Source organism: Sphingobium indicum BiD32, from assembly GCF_000382885.1.
In the GTDB taxonomy this organism is placed as follows: domain Bacteria; phylum Pseudomonadota; class Alphaproteobacteria; order Sphingomonadales; family Sphingomonadaceae; genus Sphingobium; species Sphingobium japonicum_C.
On sequence record NZ_CAVK010000055.1, the window covers coordinates 22,663 to 34,898 of the forward strand.

Genomic DNA, 12,236 nt, shown 5'->3' on the forward strand with positions numbered 1-12,236 from the left:
CACTCCTTGACCCAAAAATTAGGTTGCATATAGGTTGCACCAGAGCCCCGACTGACTGGAGTTTCCGCAAGCCAACGACGGACACCCGAGGACGAGACCCTGTGAAATTTCTATTATATATCAGTATGTTGGAGATTCAAAATCGGACGCCGGAGGACATTGGGGGACGTGTCAGGACGTTCAAAAAATCGCCCCCGGACGCCTCTTAATCAGCGGGTCCTAGGTTCGAGCCCTAGTGCGTCCACCAAATTCTCCATATATTTCAACGTATTAAATGGCCCTTGGGCCAACCGGATTTCCGCTCGCAGATCGCTAGGTAGCTCTCTAGGTAGCAGCGGATCCGGCGACGGTTGATCAAGGTATTGCGACGAAAAGCTGGCTCCAGCGTGTGCTCGAGCCTGTCTTGCTCTATCAACACCTGGGGTTCAGTGACCCGGATTGAGAATCGCGGCGTTTTTCCGCAGTGCTTCGACAACTGTATCGGTTACTGCCCGCACTCTCGGCATGTGGCGCATGTCCACATGCACACCTATCCAGATGTCTCGAACAAGGTCAGGTCTGTCGGGGTACAGGCGAATTAGCCCGGGCTCCCCATCGGCACGATAGCGGGCGAGCGCGGCAACCCCGGCCCCTGCAAGAGTCGCGTGAACCTGCACTTCGCGGCTGTTGGAGCGAAAACCGATAAGCGCATCGGGAAAGGCATCCCGCAGCCATTTGGCCTCCGGCAAATGCGCCTGATCGTCGAGCACCGTTACGAGGCGGGCTTGCCCCTCCTCGATGGGCCGGGCCATATCCGGGGCTGAGTACAGTCCCATGGCGAGCGCGCCGACGCGTCGGGCTGCCACCTCGTTCCCCTCAAAGCGTGACATGCGCAGCGCGATATCGGCCTCCCGCTTGGACAGGCTGAGCGAACGCGTGTCGGGAACCAGTTCGACAACGATGCCCGGATGCTTGGCTTGCAGGGTGACGAGCGCCGGGGTGACGATCCGCGCTGCAAGCGTGTCGACCGTGGTCAGCCTGACTAGGCCTTCGAGCGCCACGTCCTTGCCGGTGATGGCGCGTTCGGCGGCCAGTACCTCCGCTTCCACGCGTTCGGCATTGCCCAGCACAGTCTCCCCAAGGGGAGTCAACGCATAGCCACCGGGCAGGCGCTGCAGCAACCGCGCACCCGTCCGTGACTCCATCGCAGTGAGCCGGCGCCCCATCGTCGGCTGCGTCACTCCGAGCGCACGTGCCGCAGCAGACAGTGTCCCGTGCCGGGCAATGGCGAGGAATGTGCGAAGATCGTCCCAGTCCATGCAACTTCATACGAAAACGCATGGCCACTAGTCAAACTTCACGAATGGCATGCACTCATAAAACTACGTACCTGAGGGTCAACGAGACAAAGGACGATTGACCATGACCCAGACAGCTTCGACTTCGCAGGCGATTGCCTTGCTCCGCGTGACCAGCGGCGCCCTCCTCCTCACGCATGGACTGATCAAGCTCCTGGTGTTCACGCCCGCCGGAACGGCCGGTTTCTTCGAAAGCATCAGCTTTCCCGGTATTCTGGCCTATCCGGTCATGGCCGGCGAGATCGGGCTTGGCCTTGCCCTGATTCTCGGCTTCATGACGCGTTGGGCAGCACTGGCGGCGCTGCCGATCATGATCGGGGCAATCGTGCCGCACGCCGCCAATGGCTTCACCTTTTCCAATACCGGTGGTGGTTGGGAATATCCGGTGTTCTGGGCCATCGCCCTGGCCGTTCAGGCGATGCTCGGCGACGGTGCCTATGCCATCGGCAACCCGCTGAAGCAGAAGGTGTGAGCGAAATGCTCCGCCCACTGTTCCTCTCGCATGGCGCGCCGACGCTGCCCTTCGAGGATGTCGCCGCCCGCGACTTCCTCAAGCACCTCCCGGCCGCCCTGCCGCGACCCCGCGCGATCCTGGTGGTTTCCGCACACTGGGAAACGCGCGTCCCCACCGTCAATGCCGTCGAAAGCAATCGGACGATCCACGACTTCGCGGGCTTTCCGGAGGCGCTCTATCAGCTGACCTATCCCGCACCGGGTGACCCGCAGCTTGCCGACCGGATCGTCGATCTCCTCGCCGAGGCGGGACTTCCATCGGCCACGGATACCGCAAGGGGTCTCGATCACGGAGCCTGGGTGCCATTGATGCTCGCCTGGCCGGACGCCGACATCCCGGTGGTGCAACTGTCCGTGCAAAGCCAGCTCGGTCCCGGCCATCACCTGGAAGTCGGCCGAGCAATCGCGCCGCTTGTTGAGGAAGGCGTGCTGATCGTCGCCAGCGGCAGCTTCACGCACGACCTGTCGAGCTGGCGCGGCCAGGCAGGCATGGCAGAGCCCGAATGGGTTACGGAGTTTGCAGACTGGTTCGACGCAGCGCTGGGTGAAGGACGCACCTGCGATCTGCTGGCCTATCGCCGCCTCGCCCCGCACGCGCAGCGTAACCATCCAACCGAGGAGCATCTCCTGCCCCTGTTCGTTGCGCTGGGTGCGGCGGGATCCGGCGCTCCCGTGCAACGGCTCCATGCCAGCAATACTTACGGCGTCCTTCGCATGGATGCCTATGCCTTTGGCGCCTCAACTATTTCGACCAATCAAAAAGGAAAGCAGTCATGAGCAAGGTTCTCGTCCTCTATTATTCGACCTATGGCCATATCGAGACGATGGCGCAGGCCATCGCGGAAGGTGCGCGTGAAGCGGGCGCCACGGTCGATATCAAGCGCGTGCCCGAAACCGTGCCCGAGGAGGTGGCAAAGGCAAGCCACTTCAAACTTGACCAGGCTGCTCCCGTCGCGACCGTGGCCGAGCTTGAGAACTATGACGCCATCGTCATCGGCACGGGCACGCGGTTTGGCCGGATTTCTTCGCAGATGGCTGCGTTTCTCGACCAGGCTGGCGGGCTGTGGGCGCGCGGCGCGCTCAACGGCAAGGTCGGCGCGGCCTTCACCTCAACTGCCACGCAGCATGGCGGGCAGGAAACGACACTGTTTTCGCTCATCACCAACATGCTCCATTTCGGCATGACCATTGTCGGGCTCGATTACGGCTTCGCCGGACAGTCGGGTCATGACAAGGTCCGTGGCGGCGCACCGTATGGCGCCACGACCATTGCCGGCGGCGATGGCAGCCGCCAGCCCGACGAGGATGAACTCGCCGGGGCCCGCTATCTCGGTGCGCGCGTCGCCAGGACTGCCAGCAAGCTATTCGGCTGATCTCGAGCGGCAGGGCGCCGTCACACGAGGATGGCGCCCTGCCCGTCAACGCACACCAAGACCGACTGCACGGCCAGGCGAATGGCACAGAGAGATAGGGGGATAGCATGTTCGAGAGCACCGTGACCTTCCTCGACTGGCTCGGGATTGTGGTTTTCTCGCTGACTGGCGCGCTGGTCGCGTCACGAAAGCAGATGGATGTTGTCGGCTTCGTCCTGCTGGGCACCGTGACCGGGATTGGCGGCGGAACGCTCCGCGATCTTCTGCTCGACCTCCATCCGGTCCTGTGGATCGAACAGCCCCTCTATGTGGTCGTCTGCGCACTCGTCTCGACAATCGCGTTCTTCACGGCCCACCTCGTGCACTCGCGCTACCAGCTCATCCTTTGGCTCGATGCAGCCGGGTTAGCCCTGTTTGCCGCGACCGGTGCCGAACGGGCGATCGGCGTCGGTGCAGGCCCGGTCGTCGCCGTCATCATGGGTATGATCACGGCATGCTTCGGCGGCATCATTCGTGACACCTTAAGCCAGGAGCGGTCGATCATTTTTTCCTACGAGATCTATGTGACCGCGGCGTTGGCTGCTGCAATCACCCTCGTTTGCGCCAACGCGCTGGGCATTGACCGGCAAGTCGGTGTGTCTGCAGCATTCGGGGTAGGCTTCGCGCTGCGCGGAGGCGCGATCATGTTTGGCTGGTCTCTGCCGCGCTACCGATCACGCCAAGGCCGAGCGCATGAAAACGCAGTTTGCTGAAGGGCATCCGCCGGACAGGTTGCGAAGCCAAACGATCGACATCGGTCAGAGGAGTTCCACATGAGCAAGAGCGAAGATTTCAGCGACAGGGTCAGCTCGAGGGTGCACATCGAGTATCCCGATTTCGCAACGCTACCTGCGCACGTGAAAGATAAGTTCGAGAACCTGCCCACCAAGGTCAATTTCTTCCGGATGATGGGCTACAGCCCGGATTACCACAAGGAACTGGTGGTGCTGAGTGCCGCCGCCTGTGCCGATGCGACCTACGAATGGGAGCAGCATGTCTCTGCCAGCAGGTGGACGACGGCCTGGAGATCGCCTTCCGTACGCACCCTACCGCATCGGCATCTTTGTCATCGGGGGCGCCCTGTAATTTGCTCCCACACACCGGAACTCGCGAGCCAGCACCTATCTCGATCTGTAATTCATGGGTAGAGCCGGAGCTGATGAAGATAAGCACACGGCAATCTATTTTCGCAGGGCTGGCCTTAATTCTTCTGGCGCTGGCGGGATACTGGCTGCTCGTACCCCGCACAAAGGAAGTGGTCACATTCGTCTCCCAAGTGGCACCTGCGGAGCGGGTCCTCGCGGTCAATGGGCGGATCAGGCCGCGCTTGCAGGTAGATATACGTCCTGCACTCGGCGGTGAACTCATCGCCTTGCCCTTTAATGTCGGCGACCGGGTTACAAGGGGACAGATTCTCGCACGGATCGATGACGCGCCTGAAACGGCGGCGATTGCCGAGGCGGAAGCATCCGTCCAGACTCAGCAGGCAACGCTCGCGCAGGCGCGGCGGGACCTCGCCCGTTTCGTCGCGCTGGGCCAGTTTGCGACGAAGCGTGAAGTGGAGCAACGGCGCCTCACGGTGCTGGAAGGCGAGCGGGAACTGAGCCGCCGCCGAGCCAGCGTGGTGCGGGTCCGCGAATTGCGCGACCGCCGGGTGCTGCGCGCGCCCTTTGGCGGTGTAATCCTCGAGCGCCCCGTCGATCCCGGGCAGACAGTCGGTCTGGAGAGCGTCATCTACCGTCTGGCCGATCTTTCCAGTCCGGAAGTCAACCTCGAGGTCGATGAGATTTATGCTGCGGAGATCCGTCCGGGAATGGAGGCAATGGTAAGTCTGCCCGGGCGAACCCGCCATCTCAGGGCAATTGTGGCGCATGTCGAGCCGCGTGTCGATCCCGCGACTGGCGCGCGCGATGTCCGGCTGAGCCTGGTTGACGCTGCTGTCGACGTTCCTTCAGGTCTGACCGTCACGGTGAATCTGGTCATGGAAAAGCGGGATCGCGCAATCAGTGTGCCGCGCAGCGCCGTCATCCAGTCCAGCAGCGGGGCGAAGGTCAGGATCGTCGGCACGGATGATGTCGTGATCGAACGCGAGATAGGCTTTGTCGATTGGCCTGCGGAAAAGGTGATCGTCACCAGCGGCATCAGGGCGGGCGAACGCATCCTTGCCAATCCGGAATCCGCAGCGCCGGGTGAAGAAGTCCGGGTAGCGAAATAGGATGAGCCCCTATGCCGTAAAGCTCGCCATCCGGCATCTGCTGTCCCATCCGGGGCAGACGGCGCTGCTGATGGCCGGCGTGGCGCTGGGCGTCAGCGTGTTCATTTTCATGAGCGCGCTGATTGGCGGATTGGCGACCCTGCTGACCTTGAGAACGGTAGGCAGCATCCCCCACATCGTGATGGAAATGCCTGATCGCGATCCCGCCATCCTGTCCCCGGATGGTCACGCGCAAGTGGTGCTGCAAAAAGACCTCAGCCGCCGTGATCAGATTGCGATCTGGCAGCCTGTCATCCCCATCATCGAAAAGACGCCCGGCATTTCTGCCGTATCGCCGCAAATCCGGGGATCCGCCTTTATTGAACGTGGGCAGACTGTGGCGCCTGTGGGCGTCATCGGCGTCATGCCGGGCAAGCTGTCCGAAATTGCCAATATCGACGCAGCCATGGTGGATGGCAGCAGCAACTTGCCCGCCGACGGTATCCTGATCGGCAGCAGGCTGGCGCGCGATCTTGGCCTCAGGGTCGGGCAAGTGGTCCGCTTGAGTTCCGATCGCGGGCGGGCACGCAGTTTCCGAATTGGCGGCGTCTTCACGCTGGGCATTGCCAGCGCCGACCGACAGGCGGTCTACATGAACTTCACCACCGCCCGCGCCTTGTTCGACCTGTCGACCGGGATTTCCCGGATCGAAATCAGGGTGGTGCCTGCTACCGATGCGGCCGCCATCGCTGAACGTCTGCGCCGGTCCACCGGACTCAAGGCCACGTCATGGACAGAAGACAATAGCCAGTTGTTCGAGGGCCTGGATGCACAGGCCCGTACTGGCATCATCATCAAGGCGTTTTCGCTGGTCACCATCATCGTTGGCATCGCCAGCGCCATGCTATTGTCCATTGTCCGGCGCCAATCGGAAATCGGCATCATGCGCGCGATGGGTGCCAGCAAGGGGCTGGTGATTTCGATCTTCGTTCTGGAAGGTACGCTGATCGGCCTTGTCGGGGCAATCGTCGGCGCGGTGATCGCATGGCTCGCGCTGTTGCCGCTGCCGCCGGTGACCGAGGTACGCAGCGGCGGGTTGCCGATTGACCGGGCGCACGGTGATTTCCTGCTGGCGATTACGTTGACCACTTTGGCTGCGATGCTGGCGTCAATCCTGCCCGCCCGCAACGCCGCCCGGATCGATCCGGTCGAGGCTATCGGGGCATGAGCGCGGAAGCGATTTTTTCCGTGAGCGGCCTGACCAAGCGCTTCGGCGAAGGCGAGGCCGAGGTGCTCGTTCTCAAGGGTATCGACCTGTCGATGGCGGCCGGCGAAATGGCCGCGCTGCTCGGTCCGTCCGGTTCGGGCAAGAGCACATTGCTGACGATCCTGGGGACGCTGATGCGCGCTAGCGGCGGCACCCACGACATGCTGGGCGTGGACCTTATGCAAGCGAGCGAGGGTCAGCGCACCAAATTCCGCAGCAAGCACTTGGGCTTCGTGTTTCAGTTCCATCATCTGCTGCCCGATCTATCGGCACTGGAGAATGTGATGATGCCTGCGGCCTGTGCTGCCGGACGCGAAACGCGCGCGATGCGCGAACGGGCGACGGAACTGCTCGATGCCGTGGGGCTTGCCGACCGCAGGGATTACCGGCCATCGGCAATGTCGGGCGGCCAGCGCCAGCGTGTTGCGGTGGCGCGCGCGCTTATCAACAATCCGGTGCTGGTGCTGGCAGACGAGCCGACCGGCAATCTTGATCGGCAATCGGCAGACCATGTGATGGACCTGATCCGCTCGATCAACCAGACGATGGCTACCAGCTTCCTGATCTCGACCCACGACGAGCATATCGCGGGCCAGTGCCCGCGCCGGATCGAACTTCTTGATGGCCGGATTGTCCGGTCATGACCCTTCACAGGAGCCCACGCATGCAGCGCGCCCTTCCCGCCCTTCTGGTTCTTTGGGCCGCAGCAGCGGCGCCGTCCGCGCACGCCCAAGGCGGGCCGCCGCCGGGAGCTGGCCGTCCGCCACAAGGAGACACCGTAACTGTCGGCATCGGCATTGGTGTGACGACATCCTACGACGGGGCCAGCGATTACAAGTTCATTCCAGGTGGCACGTTACGGGGGACAGCTAAGGGCCACGATTTTCAGCTCAACGGCCTGCAGCTTTTCGTCAATGCCGTTCCGAACGATCCGCGCAGGAAGATCGACATCGAGTTCGGTCCGGTGGCCGGCGTTCGCTTCAACCGAACGGGTGACGTCAGCGATTCCAGGATCGCCGCCCTCGGCGAACTCGATACCGCGATTGAACTGGGCGCGCGCGGATCAGTGGGCATGCGCGGTGTAATCAACCGCACGGACAAGCTCGCGCTGGCCGTTACCGGGGTGTGGGATGTTGCCGGCGCGCATGGCAGCCATGTGATCAGCCCCTCAGTCGAATACAGTACGCTGGCAGGCAAGCGCATGTTCCTGCGCATGGCGATCAACACCGAGTTCGTGGGCAAGGGCTATGCCGACTACTACTTCGGGATCAACACCGCCGGATCGGCTGCCAGCGGCCTTTCCACTTACAATCCCGACGGGGGCTTTGCCAGCATCGGCGGCAATGTCCTTGCCACCTACTCGCTGAGCGGCAAACGGACCGGATGGTCCTTGTTCGGTATCGCCAGTTACAAACGCCTTCAGGGGGACGTTGCCGTCAGCCCCATCGTGCGTGACACGGGTTCACCCAATCAGGTCTTCGCCTCCATCGGGCTGGGATACACTTTCTAGAGCCTGGTTGAGCCGCGGCGGCGCCTGAAGAAACGCCCCGGCCGGGAGCCGCTACTGGTGCCGGGTCTCACGCACGATTGACCAGTCATATCCCAGTTCCTCTACCCGGTGGCGCAACATCGTCTACGGCTTCGGGAGGCCGTGGATCGCGCGACAGGATCCACAGGTAGCGCCCTGAGAGCTCGCCCACGATCGACGATTGGTCGTCATTTGTATGACGAAGCGGCTTCTATTGGAACACTCCGTTCAGAAATATCCGGCCTGCTTCTTCTTCTCCATCGAGGCGACTTCATCATTGTCGACGGCGCGGCCTTGGCGCTCTGAGGTCGTCACCAGCAGCATTTCCTGGATGACCTGGGTCAGGTTCTGCGGCGTGCTCTCGGCCGCACCCGTCAGCGAGTAGCAGCCGACTTGCGGAACCGAACGTGCCGCTGCGTGATGACGTCATCCAGTGTGAGCCGCATCCGTTGGTCATCTACAACCAGCAGCATGCCGTCCCGCTCGATGGTGGGCAGCTCTTCCAGCAAGGTATCCGACACACGCTATGCGATTTCTATCACTTGAACCAATTAGGAGTCCGGGACATCTTCGCTTAATTCGCGGGGCGAATCCCGGTTGATCAGGAGACAAATAATGGGTGCCAAGAGTGGATCGACCGTAGGCGATGGCTGCCCATTTCAGCAGCAGGACGGCGGCGTACGCGCTCTGCTGGGTCGCACCAATCGTGACTGGTGGCCCGATGCCCTGGCCGTCGATATCCTCTCGCCCAATGGCGCGGCAGACCCGATGGGCGCTGACTTCGACTATGCCGAAGCCTTCAACGCGCTCGATTACAATGCGCTCAAGGCTGACCTGACCGCGCTGATGACCGACAGTCAGCCCTGGTGGCCGGCTGACTATGGCCACTACGGCCCGTTCTTCATTCGCATGGCCTGGCACGCTGCCGGCACCTATCGCACTGGCGACGGGCGCGGCGGCGCCAACAGCGGCCAGCAGCGCTTTGCCCCGCTCAATTCCTGGCCAGATAACGGCAACCTCGACAAGGCCCGCCGCCTGCTGTGGCCGGTCAAGCAGAAGTACGGCAAGCACATCTCCTGGGCTGACCTGTTCATCCTGGCCGGCAATGTCGCGATAGAATCGATGGGCGGCCCGGTGTTCGGCTTCGGCGGCGGCCGCGCCGACGTGTTCGAGCCCGAAAAGGACATCTACTGGGGTGCCGAGGATAAGTGGGTCAACGAAGGCGTCCAGACCCGCATCGATCCCGATCGCGGCCTGCAGGAACTCGATGGGCCGCTCGCCGCGATCCAGATGGGCCTGATCTACGTCAACCCCGAAGGGCCGGGCGGTAACCCCGATCCGTTGCTCTCGGCGCGCGACATGAAGGCGACGTTCGAGCGCATGGCGATGAACCCCGAAGAAACTGTCGCGCTCACCGCTGGTGGCCACACCTTCGGCAAGGCCCACGGCAATGGCGATCCGTCGCTGCTCGGCGCGGCACCGGCCGGCGGCGATATCGCCTTGCTCGGCTTCGGCTGGACCAGCAGCGCCGAACATGGCGGGATTGGCGAGCACACCGTGACCAGCGGCATCGAAGGTTCGTGGGTCAACACCCCCACCGAATGGTCGGAGAACTACTTCCGCCTGCTGCTCGATTACGATTACGAGCTGGTTCACTCGCCGGCCGGTGCGCAGCAGTGGCAGCCGATCAACCAGCGCGAAGAAGACATGGCCCCGGCCGCCTGGGATCCCAGCGTCAAGGTTCCGACCATGATGACCACGGCCGACATGGCGTTGAAGATGGATCCGGAATTCCGCGCGGTCTCGGAAAAGTTCCGCAACGATCACGAGGCGTTCAAGGATGCCTTCGCCCGCGCCTGGTTCAAGCTGTGCCACCGCGACATGGGCCCCAAGGCGCGTTACCTTGGCCCCGAAGTGCCGGCGGAAGACCTGATCTGGCAGGACCCGGTCCCGGCCGGGACCATGCCGAGTGACGCCGATGTTCAGGCGATGAAGGCGAAGATCGCGGGCAGCGGCTTGACCGTCAGCCAGTTGGTCAAGACCGCCTGGGCCTCGGCCAGCACCTATCGCAAGTCGGACCACCGCGGCGGCGCCAATGGTGCGCGCATCCGGCTGGCCCCGCAGCGTGACTGGGACGTCAACGAACCGGCCGAACTGGCCAAGGTCCTCACCAAGTATGAGGAACTGCGCGCTGGCACCACCTTCTCGATGGCTGACACCATCGTGCTGGGCGGAGTCGTGGGCCTTGAGCAGGCGATCAAGGCGGCGGGCTTCAACGTGGCTGTGCCCTTCACCGGCGGCCGCGGTGACGCGACCGAAGCGCAGACCGATGCCGAAAGCTTCGCTGTGCTCGAGCCGCAGGCCGATGCATTCCGCAACTATCTGCCGAAGAAGCTGCGTGTGAAGACCGAGGAAATGATGCTCGATCGCGCCGCGCTGCTGGGCCTGTCGGTACCGGAAATGACCGTGCTGATCGGCGGCCTGCGCGTGCTGGGTACCAACCATGGCCAGCGCGGCCATGGCAGCTTCACGCATCGTCCTGGCCAACTGACCACCGACTTCTTCGTCAACCTGCTCGACATGACTCATGCCTGGAAGTCGGTCGAAGGCAGCGACGAGGAAGAGTTTGTTGCCACCGATCGCAGCAACGGCGGTGAGAGCTGGCGCGCCACCCGGGCAGACCTAGTTTTCGGCTCCAACTCAGAATTGCGAGCCGTCGCCGAGGTCTATGCCGAGCGCGGCTGCGAAGAGAAATTCGTCCGCGACTTCGTCAGGGCCTGGACCAAGGTGATGACCGCCGACCGGTTTGACGTGGCCAAGGGCATCCACGCCTGAACGGGTCTACAATGGCACAAGGCTCCGTCTCCGACACCAGCCGGGGATGAATTTATGTAATAGAGTGGTTTCCGCTCATTCCTGTAATGGCCACATGATTTTAAGTAGTTGGTGCATCCGCCGCACTGGACGATATCGACAAGCCTATGGTCAGCACGGCTGGGCAAGAGTGAGCAATTTTCGCATGGTCTACGCCTATCGTGCTGGAGCGGGCGCCAGTCAATATTGGCGTTCGCGCAGAAAGGATGCATCGATCGCAATCGTCGAAAACAATTAGGGAAAGCCCCAGCACTGATCCTCACGACAAAGAACCGAAAAGGATCAGCCAATAAATTGAAAATTAGCAAATTCCGCCTCGCCAGCGCCTGAGGCACCCTCCTTGGTTCGCGAACGGATCGCCGACGCGTCTGCCGTCTCGGTGCACATAGGCCCGACTTGGCAAGGATCTGTCTATACGTTGAATTGAAACTCAGAGCGCCTTCTTCAGCCGCTCGTAGGACGCACGCAGTTCGTCGCCAAGAATCTCCAGGGCAGACTTGATGTTCTGCCCGCTGTCGTGAAGGCGCGATTCGGCCACGAAATGGTTCCATTTGGCTTCCGCCGCCTCCCATTCCTGCTGGGCTTCCATGCTGCCCAGATGGGCTTGCACCTTGGCCTCATCGCGCAACGCGGCGAGTTCCGACTTCAGGTTTTCCAATGCGCTCATTTTCTTCCTCCTCTGCTGATTTTCGATGGTCTAAATTTCGGATTGCCGCAGCCGGTCGATCGCGCGCTCGAGCTTGTCTCGGACTACCGCGGCCGCCTTTACCAATTCAGGATTGCTGATGGCCTGCATGGACGCCACCGGGTCAATCGCCGCGACTTCAACTTCGGCCGAACCTGACTGCTGCACGATGACATTGCAGGGCAGCATCAGGCCGACCTTGTCTTCCAGTTGCAGCGCCTCGTGCGCCAATGTCGGGTTGCACGCCCCAAGGATCGTATAGGGGCGGAAGTCGACGTCGATCTTGGACTTGAGGGTCTGCTGGATATCGATCCGGCTGATTACGCCGAACCCTTCCGTCTTCAGTGCAGCCTCTGCGCGCGCGATGGCGTCATCGAAGGGCACCTTCAACCTGGCTGAAATATAGTAGCTCATCGCCTGCCTTCT

General features: G+C 62.1%; 13 protein-coding genes and 1 pseudogene. 10 read left to right on the forward strand and 4 right to left on the reverse strand.

The genetic code is table 11. The annotated features are described in order from the left end of the window. Nucleotides 1–425 precede the first annotated feature (425 nt). Nucleotides 426–1,298 carry a LysR family transcriptional regulator gene (locus EBBID32_RS05250; protein ID WP_006952083.1) on the reverse strand — a complete coding sequence of 291 codons (873 nt, stop codon included), beginning with the start codon at nucleotides 1,296–1,298 and terminating at the stop codon, nucleotides 426–428. A gap of 103 nt (nucleotides 1,299–1,401) precedes the next feature. Here EBBID32_RS05250 and EBBID32_RS05255 point away from each other — a divergent pair, with 103 nt between their 5' ends. From EBBID32_RS05255 to EBBID32_RS05295, 9 genes are all read left to right on the forward strand, one after another. Continuing rightward, a complete protein-coding gene (locus EBBID32_RS05255) occupies nucleotides 1,402–1,809 on the forward strand; it encodes a DoxX family protein (RefSeq protein ID WP_006952085.1) in 408 nt (135 codons plus the stop codon). Between the two features lie 5 nt (nucleotides 1,810–1,814). After that, a complete protein-coding gene (locus EBBID32_RS05260) occupies nucleotides 1,815–2,627 on the forward strand; it encodes a DODA-type extradiol aromatic ring-opening family dioxygenase (RefSeq protein ID WP_037488987.1) in 813 nt (270 codons plus the stop codon). Continuing rightward, entirely contained in the window at nucleotides 2,624–3,223 is a 600-nt protein-coding gene (gene wrbA, locus EBBID32_RS05265; protein ID WP_006952089.1) for an NAD(P)H:quinone oxidoreductase, read from the forward strand. Before EBBID32_RS05260 ends, wrbA begins: the two co-directional genes overlap by 4 nt. A gap of 107 nt (nucleotides 3,224–3,330) precedes the next feature. Beyond that, nucleotides 3,331–3,975: a trimeric intracellular cation channel family protein gene (locus EBBID32_RS05270; protein WP_006952091.1), complete on the forward strand. Its 645-nt coding sequence runs from the start codon at nucleotides 3,331–3,333 to the stop codon at nucleotides 3,973–3,975. Between the two features lie 60 nt (nucleotides 3,976–4,035). After that, the gene (locus EBBID32_RS24455) at nucleotides 4,036–4,410 is read left to right on the forward strand and encodes a hypothetical protein (protein ID WP_051093273.1); all 375 of its coding nucleotides are present in this window, start codon (nucleotides 4,036–4,038) and stop codon (nucleotides 4,408–4,410) included. 11 nt (nucleotides 4,411–4,421) lie between these two features. After that, nucleotides 4,422–5,477: an efflux RND transporter periplasmic adaptor subunit gene (locus EBBID32_RS05280; protein ID WP_006952092.1), complete on the forward strand. Its 1,056-nt coding sequence runs from the start codon at nucleotides 4,422–4,424 to the stop codon at nucleotides 5,475–5,477. A gap of 1 nt (nucleotide 5,478) precedes the next feature. Then, nucleotides 5,479–6,684, forward strand: a complete 1,206-nt coding sequence (locus EBBID32_RS05285; protein ID WP_006952094.1) for an ABC transporter permease — start codon at nucleotides 5,479–5,481, stop codon at nucleotides 6,682–6,684. Continuing rightward, the gene (locus EBBID32_RS05290) at nucleotides 6,681–7,367 is read left to right on the forward strand and encodes an ABC transporter ATP-binding protein (protein ID WP_006952096.1); all 687 of its coding nucleotides are present in this window, start codon (nucleotides 6,681–6,683) and stop codon (nucleotides 7,365–7,367) included. The genes EBBID32_RS05285 and EBBID32_RS05290 overlap by 4 nt, the downstream gene beginning before the upstream one ends. Before the next feature lie 20 nt (nucleotides 7,368–7,387). After that, complete coding sequence (locus EBBID32_RS05295) at nucleotides 7,388–8,233, forward strand: MipA/OmpV family protein (protein ID WP_051093274.1); 846 nt, start codon at nucleotides 7,388–7,390, stop codon at nucleotides 8,231–8,233. A gap of 246 nt (nucleotides 8,234–8,479) precedes the next feature. Here EBBID32_RS05295 and EBBID32_RS24760 read toward each other — a convergent pair. Continuing rightward, nucleotides 8,480–8,745 (reverse strand): annotated as a pseudogene (locus EBBID32_RS24760) (sulfate adenylyltransferase subunit CysD); the annotation flags it as partial. 121 nt (nucleotides 8,746–8,866) lie between these two features. Between EBBID32_RS24760 and katG the strand changes: the two are divergent. After that, nucleotides 8,867–11,086 carry a catalase/peroxidase HPI gene (gene katG / locus EBBID32_RS05300; protein WP_006952102.1) on the forward strand — a complete coding sequence of 740 codons (2,220 nt, stop codon included), beginning with the start codon at nucleotides 8,867–8,869 and terminating at the stop codon, nucleotides 11,084–11,086. 469 nt (nucleotides 11,087–11,555) lie between these two features. Here the strand turns inward: katG and EBBID32_RS05305 are convergent, their stop codons facing one another. Then, nucleotides 11,556–11,792 (reverse strand): hypothetical protein, encoded by a 237-nt coding sequence (locus EBBID32_RS05305; RefSeq protein ID WP_006952103.1) that lies wholly within the window; start codon nucleotides 11,790–11,792, stop codon nucleotides 11,556–11,558. A 30-nt stretch (nucleotides 11,793–11,822) separates the two neighbouring features. After that, nucleotides 11,823–12,224: a DUF302 domain-containing protein gene (locus tag EBBID32_RS05310; protein ID WP_006952104.1), complete on the reverse strand. Its 402-nt coding sequence runs from the start codon at nucleotides 12,222–12,224 to the stop codon at nucleotides 11,823–11,825. Between the last annotated feature and the right edge of the window lie 12 nt (nucleotides 12,225–12,236).